Genomic DNA, 18,023 nt, shown 5'->3' on the forward strand with positions numbered 1-18,023 from the left:
CCGATCCGGAACGTTCATCCCCACCCACGCATCCGCACGACCACGAACACGACCATGAGAAACCTGTTCCTGAAATACTGCGCGACCGCGCTCGTCGCCACCGCGGCGGTCGCGGCCACCGTCCAGGCCGCCGAACTGCACGTGATGAGCTCGGGCGGCTTCACCGCCGCGTACAAGGTGCTCGGCCCGCGGTTCGCGTCCACGACGGGCAATACGCTCGCGACCGCGCTCGGCCCGTCGATGGGCAAGTCGCCCGAAGCGATTCCGAACCGGCTCGCGCGCGGCGAGCCGGCCGACGCCGTGATCATGGTCGGCTACGCGCTCGACGATCTGATCAAGCAGGGCAAGGTCATCCCCGACTCGCGCGTCGATCTGGCCGACTCGCGCATCGGCATGGTCGTGCGCGACGGGGCGGCCAAGCCCGACATCAGCACCGCCGACGGCCTCAAGCAGGTGCTGCTGCACGCGAAATCGATCGCCTATTCGGACAGCGCGAGCGGCGTGTATATCGAACGCGAACTGTTCAAGAAGCTCGGGATCGAGGAACAGGTGAAGTCGAAGGCGAAGATGATCCCGCGGATTCCGGTGGCGTCGGTCGTCGCGAACGGCGACTACGAAATCGGCTTCCAGCAGGTCAGCGAGCTGCTGCCCGTCAAGGGCGCGACCTTCGTCGGCAAGATCCCCGAATCGCTGCAGTCCGTCACGCGCTTCGCCGCCGGCATCCCGGTCGGCGCGCAGCACCCCAAGGAAGCGAAGGCGCTGCTCGACTATCTTGCGTCGCCCGACGTGCAGGCCGACGTGAAGTCGACCGGCCTGGATTCCGTTTCCGCGCATTGAACCCGATCGACGGGAAGGCGCCGATCAGACCGTCTTCCCGTCACTCCCGCCGCCGTCTGCCGCGGCACTGTCTTCATCGGCCGCGTCCGGCAACGCCGGCCCGGCCGCCGCGAGCCGCTGCACCAGACGCGCGCGGTCGCACGCACCTTCCCACACCGACACGAAAATCACCGCGCACGCGTTGCTGATCACGCTGGTCAGCGCGCGCGCCTCCGACATGAAGCGGTCGATGCCGACCAGCAGCGCGACCCCGGCGACCGGCAGGTCGGGCATCACGGCGAGCGTCGCGACCAGCGCGACAAGCCCGCTGCCGGACACGCCGGCCGCCCCTTTCGACGTGACCAGCATGATCGCGAGCATCGTCGCGACCTGCGGCGCGGAAAGCGGGACGTCGCAAGCTTGCGCGATGAACAACGCCGCGAGTGTCAGATAGATCGCGGTGCCGTCCAGATTGAACGAATAGCCGGCCGGCAGCACGAGCCCCACGACGCCCTTGTCGCAGCCGAGCGCTTCCAGCTTGACGATCAGGCGCGGCAGGACCGGCTCCGTGGACGAGGTCGCGAGGACGATCAGCAACTCTTCGCGCAGGTAGCGCAGGAGCCGCCACAGCGCGAATCCGTGCAGTCGCGCGAGCGGGGCGAGCACCAGCGCGACGAACAGCGCGCAGGCCACGTAGAAGCACACCATCAGCTTCGCGAGCGAGCCGACCGAGCCGATCCCGAAGCGGCCCACCGTGAACGCCATCGCACCGAATGCGCCGAGCGGCGCGAGCCGCATGATCATCGCGAGCACGCGAAACACGATCTGCGCGATGCCGTCGATCAGCGCCAGCACGGGCCGGGCGGCGCGCGGATGCGCATTCAGCGAGAAGCCGAACAACAGCGACAGCAGCAGCACCGGCAACACTTCGCCGGTGGCGAACGCGCCGAGCATCGTGTCCGGAATCATGCCGAGCGCGAACGCCACGAGGCTGCGCGGCTCCGCATGCTTCGCATACGGCGCGAGGATGCTCGCATCCAGATGACGGACGTCGATATGCATGCCGGCGCCCGGTTGCAGCACGTAGGCGACGACGAGCCCGAACGCGAGCGCGGCGGCCGTCAACAGATAGAAAAGCGCCAGTGCGCGCACGATCGTGCGGCCGATGGCCCGCCCGTTCGACAGCGACGTGATGCCCGACACGATCGTGCAAAAGACGATCGGCGCGATGGTCATCTTCACGAGCGCGACGAACGCGTCGCTGAGCGGCTTGAGCATCGCGCCCGCCGCCGGCCACACGTGACCGATGCCGATGCCGAGCATCATCGCGAGCAGGACCTGCACGTACAGCGATTTGAACAGCCGGGTCCACCTCACGATGCAGCCTTCCTTCGTTTCCGTTCCGTCGTCGTCATGCCGATGTGCCGCCGCCGGCGTCGCCGCGCTTCGCGTCGACGATCATCCGGTGGAACGCCTCGGCGGCCGGCGTCAGCGAGCGCCCGCGCCGCTTGACGATACCCACGCGCCGCTTCACGGCCGGCTCGACGAGCGGCACGCTCGTGAGGACAGGATGGTCATGCCCCGGCATCGCCATCGACGGCACCGCGGCGACGCCGAGCCCCGCCTCGATCAGCCCGAGCAGGGTCGTGACGTGGCGCGCCTCGCAGACGCTCGGCTTGCGCGGCGCGACGGCCGCCAATGCCTGGTCGAGCAGCAGGCGATTACCGGACGTCTTGTCCACCGACACGTAATCGTGCTCGTAAAGCTCGTTCCAGGTCACGCGCTTCTTGCGCGCGAGCGGGTGGTCGCGGCGACAGGCGGCGACGAACCGCTCCTGGAGCAGCACCTTGAACTCGACCTCCGCCTCCTGGCTGCCGATGAAGCTCACGCCGAAATCCGCCTCGCCGCTGATGACGGCGCCCAGCACTTCGTTGGCGCTGGCGTCGAGCAGCTTCACCCGGATGCGCGGAAAGCGCTGATGATAGCGGGCGATGATGGGTGGCAGGAAATAGTAGGCGACCGACGGTACGCACGCGATCGTCACATGGCCCAGGCGGCTCGACGACACGTCGCGGATGCCGAGCAGCGCGGCGTCGAGATCGTCGAGCAGTTGTTCGGCACTCTGCGCGAACACGCGGCCGACGGTGGTGAGCGCGACACGGCGCGTGGTGCGCTCGAAGAGGCGCACGCCGAGCGCGTCTTCGAGCTTGTCGATCCGGCGGCTCAACGCAGGCTGGGACAGGCTGACCGCTTCGGCGGCCTTGCGGAAACTGCCGGTTTCCACGACCGCGCGAAACGCCTGCAAGTCCGTCAAATCGAAATTGATGCCCACCGGTCGAACTCCGCCACTCAGATGCGCAGCATTTTGCATGATTCCGTGGGCGTCAGGCGTGTGGCGTCGTCGATGCGGCCGCGTTGGCGCGGCGCGGTGTGCGGCACGGCCGGCCGGAATCGCGCGGGCCGAGCCGCGAATCGGGCCGCCCGACGCCGCTTCCTGATGTACCGTATCGCTTTTGGGCGGGCAATGCGCCAACGCTGGCGCAGCGCCGGGCCGCTCTCTTCAACGGATTCCAGCATGCGCATTCCGCCGCTCAAGGCCATCATCGCGTTCGAAAGCGTCGCCCGGACCAAAAGCGTGAACCGCGCGGCGGAAGAGCTCGGCCTGACCGCATCCGCCGTCAGTCATCAGCTCAGCAATCTTGAATCGCAGATCGGGCAGCCGCTGTTTCAGCGTTCGGGGCGCGGCCTCGTCCTCACGCCGACCGGCGAACGCTACCTGGCCGATGTCACCGGCTCGCTGGCCGATCTGAGCCGCGCGACCGAGCGCGCGTCGAGCCGAACCGAGGTCGATATCCTGCGCGTGCATTCGAGCCCGAGCTTCGGGCTGATGTGGCTGCTGCCGCGCCTGTCGTCGTTTCAGGAGGCGAACGGCGATATCCAGCTGAACCTCGCGTGCTCGTACGAAAACGTGTCGTTCTCGAACGGCTTCTACGATATCGACGTCCGGCACGGCTACGGCAACTGGGACAACCTCGAGGTCCGGACCGTGCGCGGCGAGTTCATCGCGCCGCTCGCGTCGCCGCGCTATCTCGAACGGCATCCGGTGAACGCGCCGGAAGACCTGCTCGCGCACCGGCTGATCTATTCCGAAACGCCGCTGGTCCAGTGGAAGCAGTGGTTCGGCCGGACCGGCGTGCCGTTGGCGGCGCAGAAGACCTTCGATTTTTCGTTCGACCGTTCGTACATGTCGCTCGAGACCGCCGCGCTCGGCCTCGGCATCGCGCTCGAAAGCCTGATGCTCGCGTCGGTGAGGATCCGCGAAGGGCTGCTGGTGCCGGTGTTCGGCGACGCCCATGCGGTCGAAGTCGGCGCGCATCATCTCGTTTACCCGCGGCAGAACGCGGAACTGCCGCGCGTGAAGCGCTTTCTGGCGTGGATCGAGCGGGAGGTCGCGGCGCACGGCGGGGCGGGCTGAGCGGCGCATCCGTGATTTTGCGTTGCAGCATCGGCGGGCCGCGCGCCGTCATCTGAATTTTTCTCAACTATGGCTGAGCGTTTCCGCGTTGATGCGGGTGTCCGGTGAGCCGACACTCCGGACAACACATCAACACAGGAGACAAGCGATGTTGCTCGACAACCGGACCATCATCGTCACCGGCGCCGCGTCGCCGCGCGGGATCGGCAAGGCCACGGCCCGCGCGCTGGCCGCGCAGGGCGCACGCGTGGCGATCCTCGACCTTCGCCGCGAGGATGCGGAAACGGCCGCCGCCGAACTCGGCGCCCGCCATCTCGGCCTCGCGTGCGACGTGACCGACCGCGACGCGTGCGCGGCGGCCGCTCGCGCGACGCTGGAGCACTTCGGCCGCATCGACGGTCTCGTCAACAACGCCGGCATCACGCAGCCCGTGCGCACGCTCGATATCTCGGCGCGTGATTTCGATGTGATCGTCGACGTGAACCTGCGCGGCACGCTGTACATGTCGCAAGCCGTGCTGCCCGCGATGCAGACGCAGCGCGGCGGCAGCATCGTCTGCATGTCGTCGGTGTCCGCGCAACGCGGCGGCGGCATCTTCGGCGGCCCGCACTACAGCGCCGCCAAGGCCGGCGTGCTCGGCCTCGCGAAGGCGATGGCGCGCGAATTCGGCGCCGACCGCATCCGCGTCAATTCGATCACGCCCGGCCTGATCCAGACCGACATCACCGGCGACAAGCTGACGCCCGACATGCGCGAGGACATCGTCAAGGGCATTCCGCTCGGCCGGCTCGGCGATGCCGCCGACGTCGCCCATGCGTGCCTGTTCCTGCTGAGCGACCTGTCGAGCTATCTGACGGGCATCACGCTCGACGTCAACGGCGGGATGCTGATTCACTGAGAACGGCGCCGCCCGATGCGCGGCGCCGACCATCATGCACCCGGGACAACCCGGGGCCATGGCAGGAGACAAGGATGAGAGCAAAGTACCCCGCATCGCCGGTCCATGGCGAGCCTCTGCAACGGAACGACGCGCAGACGTTCGAAGCGGCGACCTACGCGAAGGTCGCGCGCCGGCTGATCCCGTTTCTGATGTTGTGCTACCTCGGCGCGTATCTCGACCGCGTCAACGTCGGCTTCGCGAAACTGCAGATGCTCAACGACCTGCGCTTCAGCGAGACGGTCTACGGGATGGGCGCAGGCATCTTCTTCCTCGGCTATTTCCTGTTCGAGGTGCCGAGCAATCTGATCCTGCATCGCGTCGGCGCGCGCCGCTGGCTCGCGCGCATCATGCTGACCTGGGCCGTGATTTCGGCGAGCTTCGTGTTCGTCAAATCGCCCGCTGCGTTCTACGCGCTGCGGTTCCTGCTCGGCGTCGCCGAAGCCGGCTTCGCGCCGGGCGTGATCCTGTACCTCACGTACTGGTTCCCGTCGGCGCGGCGCGCGAAGGCGCTGTCGCTGTTCTTCATGGCGATTCCGCTCGCCGGGATCATCGGCGGGCCGCTGTCGGGCGCGATCATGCACTCGCTGCACGGCGCGATGTCGATGGCCGGCTGGAAGTGGCTGTTCCTGCTCGAGGCGCTGCCTTCGTTCGTGCTGGGCTTCGCGATCCTGCTGTATCTCGACGACGGCATCGCCGGCGCGAAGTGGCTGACCGACGCGGAAAAAGCCTTGCTCGCGCGCAACGTGTCGGCCGACGCCGCGCACACCACCGCCCATGTGTCGATTCGAACGTTCGTCGCGGATCGCCGCTTGTGGGTGATGGCCGCGATTTACTTCTGCGTGGTGCTCGGGCAGTACGGCCTCACGTTCTGGCTGCCGACGATCATTCGCAAGGCCGGCGTCGCCGATCCGCTGTGGGTCGGCCTGTTCACCGCGATTCCGTATGCCTGTGCAATCGTCGCGCTGCCGCTGATCGGCATCAGCGCGGATCGTCGCCGCGAGCGCCGCTTCCATCTCGCGGTGCCGATGCTGGTCGCGGCGGCGGGCTTCGCCACGTTGCCGATGCTCGGCAGCGTCGGCGCGTCGATCGTGTGCCTGAGCATCGCGTCGGCCGGCATCCTCGCGTCGTCGTCGCAGTTCTGGTCGCTGCCGACCGCGTTGCTGGGCGGGATGTCGGCGGCGGCGGGCATCGCTGCGGTCAACTGCTTCGCAAATCTAGCGGGCTTCTTCTCGCCGGCGATCGTCGGCTGGCTGAACGACCTGACCGGCAAGTCCACCGCGGGGCTCGTGTTCATCTCGGTCGCGATCGCGGCCGGTGCGCTGCTGGTGTTCGTCGTGCCCCGGTCCGTGAACCGCTGACAACCGCCGATTCATTTGCATTCCTTCCGACCTGATACTGGAGTAATCGATGGCTACCGAAACCATCCATGACGCGGTCCCGCTCGCCGAGCGCGCGTACCGCATCCGACGAAACGCCGTGCTGATGGGCGAAGTGCAGGGACAGGGCTATGTCGGCCAGGCGCTCGACATCGCCGACGTGCTGGCCGTCGCGTATTTCGGCGCGATGCGCTATCGCGCCGACGATCCCGACTGGGAAGGGCGCGACCGCTTCCTGCTGTCGAACGGGCACTATGCGATCGCGCTGTACGCGGCGCTGTTCGAAGCCGGCATCCTGCCGGCCGCGGAACTCGACACCTATGGCAGCGACGACAGCCGCTTGCCGATGTCCGGCATGGCGAGCTACACGCCCGGCATGGAAATGTCCGGCGGCTCGCTCGGGCAGGGCCTGACGATCGCGGTCGGCCGGTGTCTGGGGCTGAAGCGCAAGGGCTCGGATGCGTTCGTCTACACGCTGTTTTCCGACGGCGAACTCGACGAAGGCGCGGTCTGGGAAGGGCTGATGTCGGCCGCGCACTGGAAGCTCGACAACCTGATCGCAATCGTCGACGTGAACAACCAGCAGGCCGACGGCCCGTCGACGCAGATCATGGCGTTCGAGCCGCTGGTCGACAAGCTCGAGGCCTTTGGCTGGTACGTGCAACGCGTGGACGGCAACGACATCGACGCGGTGAAACGCGCGTTCGACCACGCGCGCCAGCATGACGCACCGCAGCCACGCATCATCGTCTGCGACACGAAGATGGGGTGCGGCGTGCCGTTCCTCGAAGCACGCGAGAAAAGCCATTTCATCCGGGTCGATGCGCACGAGTGGCAACTCGCGCTCGACGCACTCGAAGCAGGGAGACATGCATGAGCACCGTCGACAACAAGCCGCGCCTGAAGACGTCGGCGATGATCGCCTCCATCGCGGCCGAAGGGCAGGCGACCCGCTCCGCGCCGTTCGGCCATGCGCTGACCGAACTCGCCCGCACGAACGGCAACGTGATCGGCATGACGGCCGATCTCGGCAAATACACCGACCTGCACCTCTTCGCGAAGGCATTCCCCGAGCGGTACTACCAGATGGGCATGGCCGAGCAGTTGCTGATGGGGGCCGCCGCCGGGTTCGCGCACGAAGGCGCGCAGCCGTTCGTCACGACCTATGCGGTGTTTGCGACGCGCCGCGCGTACGACTTCATTCATCAGGCGATCGCCGAGGACAATCTCGACGTGAAGCTGATCTGCGCGTTGCCTGGGCTCACGACCGGCTACGGGCCGAGCCACCAGGCCGCCGAGGATCTGGCGCTGATGCGTGCGATGCCGAACATGACCGTGATCGATCCGTGCGACGCGCTGGACATCGAACAGATGGTGCCGGCCATCGCCGCGCACAAGGGGCCGGTGTATGCGCGCCTGCTGCGCGGCAACGTGCCGGCCGTGCTCGACGAATACGATTACCGCTTCGAACTCGGCAAGGCCAAGCTGCTGCGCGACGGCAACGACGTGCTGCTGATCTCGTCCGGGATCATGACGATGCGTGCGCTCGAGGTGGCGAAGGCGCTCGAAGCCGATCGCGTCGATGTCGCCGTGCTGCACGTGCCGACGATCAAGCCGCTCGACACGGCGACCATCGTCCGCGAGGCTGCGCGAAAAGGGCGCATGGTCATCGTCGCGGAGAACCATACGACGATCGGCGGGCTCGGCGAAGCGGTCGCGACCGCGTTGCTTGCGGCGGGCGTGGCGGTGCCGTTCCGGCAGATCGCGCTGCCGGATGCGTATCTCGCCGCGGGCGCGCTGCCGACGTTGCATGAGCGCTACGGAATCTCGGCTGGCGCGATGCGCGTGAATATCCGGTCGTGGCTCGGGTGATCGGTCGGCCGTTCGACAGCCGCGTGTCGACGCGCAGCGCCCGGGCCGCCTGCGCCGACGCGGGACGCTCGCATTCTGCGCATGAAGCGGCGCAAGCCTCGCGGCTTGCGCCGCTTCATGTAGCGCTTGCGGCGAACCTCCTCACCCCGCCGTCACCTGGATTCGCCGCGGCTTCGCTTCTTCGCGCCGCGGGATGCTCAGTTTCAGCACGCCGTCGCGCAGTTGCGCGTCGATGCGCGACACGTCGAAATCCGGGCTGAGCGTGAATGCGCGCGAGAAGTGCGGATGCTGCACTTCGCCGTGCTGCAGGCGCAATCCCGCCGGCGTCGGGACGACGGCTTCCGCTTCGATGGCCAGGCTGCCGTCGTGCACGCGGACGTCGAGCTTGTCGCGCGGCACGCCCGGCAGGTCCGCGTACAGCGTGATGCCGTGCGCATCCTCGACGATGTCGACGGCGGGCGCAATCCGCGTGCGCGGCGTGTCGGGCCGAGCCGCTTCACGGTTCGTCACGGCCGTTCGCGTATCGGTCGAACGGGTCGTCAGTTCAGTGGTGTTGGTGTCACTCATGATGTCCTCCGTCATGCGTTCGTGACGTCGTGCTGTTTACTGGACGGTAATCGCCCGCGGCTTCGAGGCTTCCGACTTGCCGACGCTGATCGTCAGGCAGCCGTTCGCATAGCGCGCGTCGATCTTGTCGGGGTCCGCGTGCTGCGGCAGTTCGACCACGCGGCGGAACGCGCCCATGAACCGCTCGTTCGCGTAGACGCGTCGCTCGTCGTCGGTCGTGCCATCGTCCGGGGGAGTCCGCTCGCCGCTGATCGTCAGCAGCCGGCGATCGACCGAGATGTCGATCTTCGCGGGGTCGAGACCCGGCGCGAACGCGACGATCTCGACCGTGTCGTCGGTGCTGCCGATGTTGACGGGGGGAAACGTACCGGGGCGCGGCGCGCGCAGACTGGCCGGAAAGCCCGTAAATGCGCTGGCCATCTGCCGTTGCAGGCGGTCGAATTCCGCCAGCAGATCGGTGGGGAAGAAGATATCGCTCATGACTGGCTCCTGTTGTGCCCCCTGCAGGGGACGAACCGGACCACGCGCTCCAGTTCGTCCATCCGCGAGAGAGTCGCTGACTAACAAATCGAAACACGCAGCGCGAAAACCGCGACTGCCTTGAGCGATACCTAAAATAGGATACGGCGCGTGAATTTCAAGGGGGGGGGCGTCATCCTGATCAACCCTCGGTCAACCTCCGCGCCGACCGCATTCAGCGCGCGAACGGACGTCGCCGGCTCACGGCCGGCCGCGCGCATACAAAGCTTTCAAATCGAAAGATTTGCGGGGGCCGCAGCCACCGAGGCTTGCCTATCGGCCTCGTTCGGCAGCACGGCGCAACATCGACGTGCCGGTGCCGCCGCCGCGCTATACATACCAATCCAGCGTCTTCACGATCCCCGTTTCGAAGCTCTCCGCCGGCCGCCATTGCAATTCGCGGGCGAGCTTCCCCGCATCGATCGCATAGCGCCGGTCGTGACCGGCGCGATCGGTGACGAACCGGACGAGGCGCGCATGCGGTGCGTGTTCGGGCCGCCGCGCGTCGAGCAGCGTACAGATCAGCGCGACGATGTCGACGTTGCGCCATTCGTTGCAGCCGCCGACGGTGTACGTCTCGCCGACCGTCCCGCGCCGGATGACCGCGTCGATCGCACGGCAATGGTCGTCGACGTACAGCCAGTCGCGCACGTTCGCGCCGTCGCCGTACACGGGGATGTCGGTGCCTTCGAGGCAATGACGGATCACGGTCGGAATGAACTTCTCGCCGTGCTGGCGCGGCCCGTAATTGTTCGAGCAGTTCGTCGTGGTGACGGGCAATCCGTACGTATGGAAATAGGCGCGGACGAGATGGTCCGAGCTTGCCTTGGTGGCGGAGTACGGGGAGTTCGGCGCATACGGTGTCGTTTCGGAAAAAGGCGGGTCGTCGGGACCCAGCGAGCCGTACACCTCGTCGGTGCCGATATGGTGAAAGCGGCGGCGCGTGAGGGCGTCGGCCCGGCCGAGTTTTTGCTCGTTCAACCAAAGCTGGCGGCACGCGTCGAGCAGCGTCCACGTGCCGAGCACGTTCGTGCGAACGAATTCGCCGGGGCCGTCGATCGAGCGGTCGACGTGGCTTTCGGCCGCGAAGTGGACGACGGTGTCGATCGCATGGTCGCGTAGCAGCGACTCGACGAGCGGTCGGTCGCAGATGTCGCCGAGGACGAAGCGATGACGATCGGCGCCCGGCAGGGCGTCGCCGAGATTGTCGAGGCTGCCCGCATAGGTCAGCAGATCCAGCGTGACGACGCTGACCTGCGGATCGCTTTCGAGCAGATGCCGGACAAAATTGGCGCCGATGAAACCGGCACCGCCCGTCACGAGAACATGTTTCGGTCGATAGCTCATGAGGTTCGCTTCCAGGTGGCAAACACGTCGGTGAGACCCGCGATCCACGAAGGCGATTCGACCCCGAAGTGTTCTCGCAGGAGGCTGCAGTCGAGCGCGGAATTCGCCGGTCTCGGCGCAGGCAACGGATAGGCGTCGGTCCGGATCGGCCGGACCAGCGGCACACGGTCGATCAGGCCGGCGCGCCGCGCCTCGGTGAAGATCGTTTCGGCGAAGCCGTGCCATGTCGTCACGGGCGTGCCGCACAGGTGATAGGTGCCCCAGCGCAGCGCTTCACCGGCCCGGTATCGCGCCGCGATCGTCAGCAGCGCGTCGGCGATCGCACCGGCATGCGTCGGGCCGCCGTACTGATCGGCGACGACGCCGACGACCTCGCGCTCGCGCGCCAGCCGCAGCATGGTGCGCACGAAATTGCCGCCGTGCGCGCCGAACACCCAGGCGACGCGCAGAATCAGGTGACGGTCGGGCAGTCGCTCGCGCACCGCTTCCTCGCCCGCGAGCTTGCTCCGGCCGTACACGCCGAGCGGCGCGACGGCGGCGGTTTCCGCGTACGGGCCGGGCATGCGGCCGTCGAACACGTAGTCGGTCGACAGATGAATCAACGGAATCCCGAGCGCGGCGCACGCGTTGGCCAGCACGGCCGGCCCGTCGCGGTTCGCCCGCCACGCGGCATCGGGCTCGGCCTCCGCGCGGTCGACGGCGGTCCATCCGGCGGCATTGATCACGAGCGCGGCCCGGTGTTCGTCGAACGCACGGCGCACCGAGCCTGCATCGGCGATGTCGAGCGCGGCGCGCGACAGCCCGACGAGCGGCTGCCCGCCCGCGCGCAACACCAGTTCGCGGCCGACCTGGCCGAGCGCGCCGGTCACGACGATCGTCATCGCGCACTCCCGTATGCGGGCAGCAGCGCCGGCGCGCCGGCTGCCAGTTCGGCGAGCGGAGGCTGCCGCCGATCCTTGTCCGACAACTGATACGGCGCGCCGGCGTCCGGCCAGTCGATGCCGATATCCGGATCGTCCCAACGCACGCCGGCGTCCGAATCGGGATCGTAGTACTGCGTGCACTTGTACGCGAAGTCGGCCTCGTCGGACAACACGCAAAAGCCGTGCGCGAAGCCGGGCGGAATCCACAGCATCCGGTGCGATACGTCGTCGAGCTGCGCCCCGAACCAGCAGCCGAAGCACGGCGAGCCGCGCCGGATGTCGACGGCGACGTCGTAGACCGCGCCGCGCGCCGCGTGCACCAATTTGCCTTGCGGATTCACGCGCTGGTAGTGCAGCCCGCGCAGCACGCCGCGCCGCGAGCGCGACTGGTTGTCCTGGACGAAGGTCGCGTCGACGCCGGCGTCGCGCAGCCAGCTTGCCCGGAAGCTTTCGACGAAAAAGCCGCGCGCATCGCCGAACACGCCGGGCTCGATCAACAGCACGCCGGGCAACGGCGTCTCGATCACCCGTGTCATGCCGCGACCTCCTTGCTCAGCAGATCGAGCAGATAGCGGCCGTAACCGCTTTTCGCGAGTTTGTGGGCCAGCGTTTCGAGCTGCTCCGCATCGATCCAGCCGAGCCGGTACGCAATTTCCTCGGGACACGCGATTTGCAGGCCCTGCCGCGCCTGCATCACCTGGATGAAATTGGCCGCGTCGAGCAGCGATTCGTGCGTGCCGGTGTCGAGCCATGCGTAGCCGCGTCCAAGTATCTCGACGTTCAGCGCGCCGCGCGCGAGATACGCGAGATTCAGGTCGGTGATCTCCAGTTCGCCGCGCGCCGACGGGCGCACGGCCTTCGCCAGTTCGACGACGTCGTTGTCGTAGAAATAGAGGCCGGTGACCGCGTAATTCGACTTCGGCTCGCGCGGTTTCTCCTCGAGGTCGATCGCGCGGCCGTCCGCGTCGAACGACACGACGCCGTAGCGCTCCGGATCGCGCACGTAGTAGCCGAACACGGTCGCGCCGGCGGTCCGTGCGGCGGCCTGCTGCAGCAGCGACGACAGCGCGGGCCCGTGATAGATGTTGTCGCCGAGCACGAGCGTCGCCGCGTCGCGACCGATGAACGGCGCGCCGATCACGAACGCCTGCGCAAGACCGTCGGGGCTTGGCTGCGTCGCATACGAAAAGCTCATGCCCCACTGGCTGCCGTCGCCGAGCAGTTGCTGGAACGCGTCGAGATCGCGCGGCGTCGAGATGATCAGCACGTCGCGGATGCCGGACAGCATGATCGTGCTGAGCGGGTAATAGATCATCGGCTTGTCGTACACCGGCATCAATTGCTTCGATACCGAATGCGTGAGCGGGTGGAGCCGGGTGCCCGAGCCGCCCGCCAGAATCAGTCCTTTACGGCCAATCGCTGTTTGCATGAGGTCCCTCGCTGCAAGAGGAAAAGTGCGTGCGTGATACGCGGAATACACCGAATGCGTCGACGAACGTCGATACCCGTGCGCGCCTCGCTACGGCTGCTCGGCACCGCCAACGTGAATCGCGCGAAATACGATCGCGAAGCCGAGCGCGTACAGCGCGGCGATCACCGCGAAGCCGACGGCCGTCGCGCGGTCCGGATCGTCGATCACGTGCAGGATCACCGATGCGATCGCGATGCCGACCAGCGAACCGATCTGCCGGCTCGCGTTCAGCGACGCGGCGGCGAGGTTCGCGTCCGCCGCATCGGCCGACTGCATCACGACGAGATTCATCGCCGGAATGGCCTGGCCGGCGCCGAAGTTGGCCAAGCCGATCGCGACGGCCAGCACCGGATACGGCATCGCCGCGACGCCGACGAGCGCCACGCTGCCGAGCGCGGCGAGCGCGAGCCCCGAGAGCAGCGTGCGGCGCGCGCCGAACCGGGCGCTGACTTTCGCGGACGCGAGATTGCCGATGCCGAACATCGCCATCAGCGGAAACAATTCGAACCCGGCCACGAGCGCGCTCGCGCCGCGGACGTTCTGCAAATAGAGGCTCAACAGAAAGATCTCGGCGAGAATGCCGAAGTTGATCGCGAGACCCAGCGTGCTGCCCGCGACGAAACGCCGATTCGCGAGCAGCGCCGGCGACAGGATGCGCGAGTGCGCGTAGCGCTCGCGTAACGCAAATGCCGCGGTGGCGGCCAACGTCGTGGCGACGCCGGCGAGGATCGACGGCGAGCGCCAGCCGGCGCCGGGCCCTTCGATCAGCGTGAAGCTCAGCGCGGCGAGCGCGAGCGCGCCGAACAGATGGCCGAGCGCATTCAACGGGCCGGGATGACGCGGCGCCCGCGCGATATGCCGGTACGTGAGCCACAGGCCGGCCGCACCGACCGGCAAATTCACCCAGAAGATACCGCGCCAGCCGATCGCGTCGACCAGCACGCCGCCGACGCAGGGCCCGAGCGCCATCGCGGCCGACACCAGCGCGCCCCAGATGCCGATCATCCGCGTGCGCATCGGCCCTGGCGGGAACGCGAGCGTGAGCAGGCTCAGCGAACTCGGCATGAACAGCGCCGCGCCGACACCTTGTGCAAGGCGCGCCGCGACCAGTGCGCCGCTGGACTGCGCGGCCGCGCACAGCACCGACGCGCCGACGAACAGCGCGAGCCCCGCGACGTAGACGGCTTTCGATCCGTAGCGGTTCGCGAGCGCGCCGCCGAGCAGCAGCAGCGCGGCGAAGCTGAGCGTGTACGCATCGACGACCCACACCAGCGCGGTCAGCGACATCGACAGGCTGGTTTCCATCGCCTTCAGCGCGACGTTGACGATCGTCACGTCGAGCATGGCCATCACGAAACCGCACGCGAGCGCGACCATCACGAGCACGGGACGCGCGGCCGCGGCGGCGTACGCGCCGGCGACCGGCGTGGCGCGCCCGCCGTTCATGCGGCCCTCCCGCCGAGGTACAGGCGTCGCATCTCGTCGCTGTCTAGCAGCTCGGCCGCGGCGCCTTCGAGCGCGACGCGCCCCATCGTCAGCACGATGCCGCGATCCGCGATGCGCAGCGCCTCGATCGCATTCTGCTCGACCATCAGCACGCCGATATGCTCGGTGTCGCGCATCCGGACGATCGCGTCGAACACCTCGTCGACCATCTTCGGCGACAGGCCGGCCGACGGCTCGTCGAGCAGCAGCAACACCGGGCGCGGCATCAGTGCGCGTGCGAGCGACACGATTTGCCGCTCGCCGCCGGACAATGCGCCCGCCAGCGACCGGTAGCGACGCCGCAGCACCGGATACTGCTCGCACAGCTCGTCGATCCGCGCCTCGCGCGGAAACGCCGACATCGACTGGCCGCCGAGCATCAGGTTTTCGCGCACGGTCAGCGACGCGAACACGTTGTCGGTCTGCGGCACGAAGCCGATCCCGTACTCGCGGATCTTTCGGTGGACCGGCACGCGCGCCACGTCCGTGCCCTGGATCGTCACGCTGCCGGCCCGCGGCAGCACGAAGCCTGCGATCGCCTTCAGCAGCGTCGATTTTCCGCAGCCGTTCGGGCCGAGGATCGTCACGATGTCGATGGCCCCGACCGTGAGCGACACGCCATGCAGGATGTCGACTTCGGGCGTGTAGCCGGCGACGAGTTCGCGCACGTCGATCATGACGCCTCCAGCGGACGAGGGGCGGCATGGGCGCGCCCGAGATACGCGTCGAGTACGCGACGGTTGCGCTCCAGCTCGGCCGGCCGGCAGTTCGCGATCGTCACGCCGCGGTCCAGCACGACGCAGCGGTCGCACAGCTCGCGGATGAAATGCATGTCGTGCTCGATGACGACCAGCGTGACGCCTTGCTTGCGAATCCGTCGCAGTTCGTCGATCAGCTCGCCGCGCAGGTTCGGGTGCACGCCGGCGGTCGGCTCGTCGAGCAGCAGCAGCTTGGGCGCGGTCATCATCGCGCACGCGATGCCCAGCAGCTTCTTCTGGCCGCCGGAAATCGACGCGGCGGACAGGTGCGCGACGCCGGACAGTTTCAGCTCGTCCAGCAGCGCGGCGGCGCGTGCACGCGTATCGGCATCGAGCGCGCGCGTCGCACGGCCGGGCCAGAGGGCGGCGGCGATGCCGTGGCGCGCGGACGAAGCCGCCATCGCGAGTTCGAGCACCGACATGCGTGCGGGCATCGACGGCAACTGGAACGTGCGGCGCACGCCCAGCCGCGCAATCTTGTGCGGCAACAGCGCGTCGATCCGCCGACCGTCGAAGCGGATCGCGCCCGCCGCGAGCGGCGCGAAGCCGGTGATCGCGTTGAGCGCGGTGCTCTTGCCGGAGCCGTTCGGGCCGAGCAGTCCGACGATTTCGCCGCCGTCGACCGACAGCGTGACCCCGGACAAGACGACGTTCTCGCCGTAGCGGATCGTCACGCCGTCGAGATCGAGCAGCGTGCTCATGGCCGCACCTCCAGGCGCTCGGGTACGAGCCCGTGCGGACGCCAGAGCACGCACGCGAGCAGCATCAGGCCGACCAGGCCCAGCCGCACCGCGCCGGTCAGGTCGCTGCCGACATCGAGCCAGTCCTTGAGAAACGGCGCCAGCGCGTAGACGGCCTGCACGATCAGCGTGCCGACCAGCACACCCAGGTGGCTGCCGAGGCCGCCGACCATCACGACGGTCCACAGCGCGAAGGTCTCGGACGCGATCATCGCGTCCGGCCCGACATAGCCGATGTACCACGCGGCGAGTGCCCCGGCGAGCGCGGCGGGCAGCGCGCCCGCGATGCATGCGCGCGTTTTCAGCGCGAGCGGATCGTAGCCGAAGCAGACCGCGAGCGCGGGTTCTTCGCGCATCACCTTCAGCGCCCGGCCGAAGCGGCTCGCGGTCAGGCGCCGGTACGTCGCGTAGGTGAGCGCGAGGCAGCCGGCCGTGACCGCGAGGAACGCGAGTTCGGCCCACGGCGCGCGCAGCCCGGGGAATAGCGGCGCGATGCCGCCGATGCCTTGCGCGCCACCGGTCAACCCGCTTTCGTTGAGCGCGATCGTGCGCAGGATCTCGGCGATCGCGAGCGTCGCGATCCCCCAGTAGTCGGCGGAGAGCTGCCGCCCGAGCCGCGCGACGACGATCGCCAGCGCACCCGCCGCGGCCAGCGCGAGCGCGAGCGCCGAAGGCAATGGCCAGCCGAGCCGAGACGCGATGCCGGCCGCGTACGCGCCGAGCCCGCTGAACGCAATGAAGCCGAAATTGACGAGTCCCGCATAGCCGGCCTGCAGGTTCAACCCGAGCGCCATCGTCGCGTACAGGCAGCCGACGGTCAGCAGATGGATGACGAAGCTAGACACGCCGTACCTCCCGATCGAAGATGCCGTAAGGCCGGAAGATCAGTGCGACGAGCAGGATCGCGAACGACACCGCGCCGACGTACTCGACCGGAAAGAATTGCATCGGCCGATCGACGAGCCCGCCGAAATCGACGTTCAGCGCGACGGTTTCGGCCACCGCGATCAGCAGCGCACCGGCCGCGGCGCCGAGCGGATTGCCGAGGCCGCCCAGGATCGCCGCGGAAAACACCGGGATCAGCAGTCCATAGCCGAGATTCACATGCACGCTCTCGGTGGCGCCGAGCATCGTGCCGCCGAGCGCCGCCAGCACGCCGCTCGCGAACGTGATCACGTTGGTCACGCGCGTCGCGTCGATGCCGGTCGCGAGCGCCAGCGCGCGATTCGACGCGAGCGCACGCATCGCCCGCCCGAGGCCGGTGCGGTACAGCAGCGCCGCGAATATCGCGAGCGCGCCGGCGCCGCATGCGATCGAGCCCAGTTGCGGCACGGACAGCGCGACGCCGGCGATCACCATCGGCGGATGCACGTCCTGCGCATACTGCTGCGGCCGCGAGCCGGCGACGCCGAGCACCAGCGCGACCGCGAGCATCGAGATCGCAAGCGAGCCGATCATCGCCACCGCGCTGCCGGAGCGCAGCAGTCTCGCGAACACGAACAGGTTCAGCAGCGTCGCGGCGGTGCCGACCAGCGCGCAGGACACGGCCGTCGCGAGCGCGAACGGCAGCCCCGCGCGTTCCAGCCAGAGCGTCGCGAATGCGCCGAGCATCGCGTACTGGACATGCGCGATGTTGGGAAAGCGGATCAGCGAATAGAGCGTCGACAGGCCGACCGACACCAGCAGCAGATCGGCGGTGCGGATCAATACGTCGACAATGAATGACAGCATGGC

Annotated in this window: 19 protein-coding genes; 6 read left to right on the forward strand and 13 right to left on the reverse strand. The window is 68.0% G+C overall.

Annotated elements, in window-relative coordinates; genetic code table 11:
• Positions 1–54 precede the first annotated feature (54 nt).
• Complete coding sequence (locus GJG85_RS32920; protein WP_204384519.1) at positions 55–837, forward strand: substrate-binding domain-containing protein; 783 nt, start codon at positions 55–57, stop codon at positions 835–837.
• 24 nt (positions 838–861) lie between these two features.
• On the opposite strand, the gene dctA is transcribed toward GJG85_RS32920, so the two are convergent.
• Together dctA and GJG85_RS32930 are read right to left on the reverse strand one after the other, a co-directional pair.
• The gene (dctA, locus tag GJG85_RS32925; RefSeq protein WP_124630190.1) at positions 862–2,193 is read right to left on the reverse strand and encodes a C4-dicarboxylate transporter DctA; all 1,332 of its coding nucleotides are present in this window, start codon (positions 2,191–2,193) and stop codon (positions 862–864) included.
• A 34-nt stretch (positions 2,194–2,227) separates the two neighbouring features.
• Complete coding sequence (locus tag GJG85_RS32930; protein ID WP_050016900.1) at positions 2,228–3,148, reverse strand: LysR family transcriptional regulator; 921 nt, start codon at positions 3,146–3,148, stop codon at positions 2,228–2,230.
• 243 nt (positions 3,149–3,391) lie between these two features.
• Here GJG85_RS32930 and GJG85_RS32935 point away from each other — a divergent pair, with 243 nt between their 5' ends.
• The 5 genes from GJG85_RS32935 (at position 3,392) to GJG85_RS32955 (ending at position 8,479) form a co-directional block, all read left to right on the forward strand.
• A complete protein-coding gene (locus GJG85_RS32935) occupies positions 3,392–4,291 on the forward strand; it encodes a LysR substrate-binding domain-containing protein (RefSeq protein ID WP_089490401.1) in 900 nt (299 codons plus the stop codon).
• A gap of 148 nt (positions 4,292–4,439) precedes the next feature.
• Entirely contained in the window at positions 4,440–5,189 is a 750-nt protein-coding gene (locus tag GJG85_RS32940) for an SDR family NAD(P)-dependent oxidoreductase (RefSeq protein WP_204384520.1), read from the forward strand.
• Positions 5,190–5,263: 74 nt separating this feature from the next.
• A complete protein-coding gene (locus GJG85_RS32945; RefSeq protein WP_124630191.1) occupies positions 5,264–6,589 on the forward strand; it encodes an MFS transporter in 1,326 nt (441 codons plus the stop codon).
• 49 nt (positions 6,590–6,638) lie between these two features.
• A complete protein-coding gene (locus GJG85_RS32950) occupies positions 6,639–7,484 on the forward strand; it encodes a transketolase (protein WP_176015964.1) in 846 nt (281 codons plus the stop codon).
• Complete coding sequence (locus GJG85_RS32955) at positions 7,481–8,479, forward strand: transketolase family protein (protein WP_124592780.1); 999 nt, start codon at positions 7,481–7,483, stop codon at positions 8,477–8,479. Before GJG85_RS32950 ends, GJG85_RS32955 begins: the two co-directional genes overlap by 4 nt.
• A gap of 141 nt (positions 8,480–8,620) precedes the next feature.
• Here GJG85_RS32955 and GJG85_RS32960 read toward each other — a convergent pair whose 3' ends face one another.
• The 11 genes from GJG85_RS32960 to GJG85_RS33010 all read right to left on the reverse strand — a co-directional run bounded on the left by GJG85_RS32960 (position 8,621) and on the right by GJG85_RS33010 (position 18,020).
• On the reverse strand, positions 8,621–9,046 hold the full coding sequence (locus GJG85_RS32960; protein WP_050016965.1) for an Hsp20/alpha crystallin family protein: 426 nt from the start codon (positions 9,044–9,046) through the stop codon (positions 8,621–8,623).
• 36 nt (positions 9,047–9,082) lie between these two features.
• Positions 9,083–9,526 carry an Hsp20/alpha crystallin family protein gene (locus GJG85_RS32965; RefSeq protein ID WP_050016923.1) on the reverse strand — a complete coding sequence of 148 codons (444 nt, stop codon included), beginning with the start codon at positions 9,524–9,526 and terminating at the stop codon, positions 9,083–9,085.
• Between the two features lie 369 nt (positions 9,527–9,895).
• Positions 9,896–10,912, reverse strand: coding sequence for a dTDP-glucose 4,6-dehydratase (gene rfbB, locus GJG85_RS32970; RefSeq protein ID WP_050016925.1), 1,017 nt, complete (start codon positions 10,910–10,912; stop codon positions 9,896–9,898).
• The gene (gene rfbD, locus GJG85_RS32975) at positions 10,909–11,793 is read right to left on the reverse strand and encodes a dTDP-4-dehydrorhamnose reductase (RefSeq protein WP_089490396.1); all 885 of its coding nucleotides are present in this window, start codon (positions 11,791–11,793) and stop codon (positions 10,909–10,911) included. Before rfbD ends, rfbB begins: the two co-directional genes overlap by 4 nt.
• Positions 11,790–12,371 carry a dTDP-4-dehydrorhamnose 3,5-epimerase gene (rfbC, locus tag GJG85_RS32980; protein WP_050016929.1) on the reverse strand — a complete coding sequence of 194 codons (582 nt, stop codon included), beginning with the start codon at positions 12,369–12,371 and terminating at the stop codon, positions 11,790–11,792. The genes rfbD and rfbC overlap by 4 nt, the downstream gene beginning before the upstream one ends.
• Complete coding sequence (gene rfbA, locus GJG85_RS32985) at positions 12,368–13,264, reverse strand: glucose-1-phosphate thymidylyltransferase RfbA (RefSeq protein WP_050016931.1); 897 nt, start codon at positions 13,262–13,264, stop codon at positions 12,368–12,370. The genes rfbC and rfbA overlap by 4 nt, the downstream gene beginning before the upstream one ends.
• A 90-nt stretch (positions 13,265–13,354) precedes the next feature.
• Positions 13,355–14,752: an MFS transporter gene (locus GJG85_RS32990; RefSeq protein WP_050016933.1), complete on the reverse strand. Its 1,398-nt coding sequence runs from the start codon at positions 14,750–14,752 to the stop codon at positions 13,355–13,357.
• Positions 14,749–15,468 (reverse strand): ABC transporter ATP-binding protein, encoded by a 720-nt coding sequence (locus tag GJG85_RS32995; RefSeq protein ID WP_050016935.1) that lies wholly within the window; start codon positions 15,466–15,468, stop codon positions 14,749–14,751. The genes GJG85_RS32990 and GJG85_RS32995 overlap by 4 nt, the downstream gene beginning before the upstream one ends.
• Positions 15,465–16,250 carry an ATP-binding cassette domain-containing protein gene (locus GJG85_RS33000; protein WP_050016937.1) on the reverse strand — a complete coding sequence of 262 codons (786 nt, stop codon included), beginning with the start codon at positions 16,248–16,250 and terminating at the stop codon, positions 15,465–15,467. The genes GJG85_RS32995 and GJG85_RS33000 overlap by 4 nt, the downstream gene beginning before the upstream one ends.
• A complete protein-coding gene (locus GJG85_RS33005) occupies positions 16,247–17,134 on the reverse strand; it encodes a branched-chain amino acid ABC transporter permease (RefSeq protein ID WP_080334364.1) in 888 nt (295 codons plus the stop codon). Before GJG85_RS33005 ends, GJG85_RS33000 begins: the two co-directional genes overlap by 4 nt.
• The gene (locus tag GJG85_RS33010) at positions 17,127–18,020 is read right to left on the reverse strand and encodes a branched-chain amino acid ABC transporter permease (protein WP_050016938.1); all 894 of its coding nucleotides are present in this window, start codon (positions 18,018–18,020) and stop codon (positions 17,127–17,129) included. Before GJG85_RS33010 ends, GJG85_RS33005 begins: the two co-directional genes overlap by 8 nt.
• Between the last annotated feature and the right edge of the window lie 3 nt (positions 18,021–18,023).

It is taken from the genome of Burkholderia sp. MS389, assembly GCF_016899425.1.
GTDB lineage: Bacteria > Pseudomonadota > Gammaproteobacteria > Burkholderiales > Burkholderiaceae > Burkholderia > Burkholderia sola.

Coding starts and splice junctions, on each gene's coding strand:
- GJG85_RS32920 (WP_204384519.1), top strand. CDS start 55: ATGAGAAACCTGTTCCTGAAATACTGCGCGACCGCGCTCGTCGCCACC.
- GJG85_RS32935 (WP_089490401.1), top strand. CDS start 3,392: ATGCGCATTCCGCCGCTCAAGGCCATCATCGCGTTCGAAAGCGTCGCC.
- GJG85_RS32940 (WP_204384520.1), top strand. CDS start 4,440: ATGTTGCTCGACAACCGGACCATCATCGTCACCGGCGCCGCGTCGCCG.
- GJG85_RS32945 (WP_124630191.1), top strand. CDS start 5,264: ATGAGAGCAAAGTACCCCGCATCGCCGGTCCATGGCGAGCCTCTGCAA.
- GJG85_RS32950 (WP_176015964.1), top strand. CDS start 6,639: ATGGCTACCGAAACCATCCATGACGCGGTCCCGCTCGCCGAGCGCGCG.
- GJG85_RS32955 (WP_124592780.1), top strand. CDS start 7,481: ATGAGCACCGTCGACAACAAGCCGCGCCTGAAGACGTCGGCGATGATC.
- GJG85_RS32960 (WP_050016965.1), bottom strand. CDS start 9,046: ATGAGTGACACCAACACCACTGAACTGACGACCCGTTCGACCGATACG.
- GJG85_RS32965 (WP_050016923.1), bottom strand. CDS start 9,526: ATGAGCGATATCTTCTTCCCCACCGATCTGCTGGCGGAATTCGACCGC.
- rfbB (WP_050016925.1), bottom strand. CDS start 10,912: ATGAGCTATCGACCGAAACATGTTCTCGTGACGGGCGGTGCCGGTTTC.
- rfbD (WP_089490396.1), bottom strand. CDS start 11,793: ATGACGATCGTCGTGACCGGCGCGCTCGGCCAGGTCGGCCGCGAACTG.
- rfbC (WP_050016929.1), bottom strand. CDS start 12,371: ATGACACGGGTGATCGAGACGCCGTTGCCCGGCGTGCTGTTGATCGAG.
- rfbA (WP_050016931.1), bottom strand. CDS start 13,264: ATGCAAACAGCGATTGGCCGTAAAGGACTGATTCTGGCGGGCGGCTCG.
- GJG85_RS32990 (WP_050016933.1), bottom strand. CDS start 14,752: ATGAACGGCGGGCGCGCCACGCCGGTCGCCGGCGCGTACGCCGCCGCG.
- GJG85_RS32995 (WP_050016935.1), bottom strand. CDS start 15,468: ATGATCGACGTGCGCGAACTCGTCGCCGGCTACACGCCCGAAGTCGAC.
- GJG85_RS33000 (WP_050016937.1), bottom strand. CDS start 16,250: ATGAGCACGCTGCTCGATCTCGACGGCGTGACGATCCGCTACGGCGAG.
- GJG85_RS33010 (WP_050016938.1), bottom strand. CDS start 18,020: ATGCTGTCATTCATTGTCGACGTATTGATCCGCACCGCCGATCTGCTG.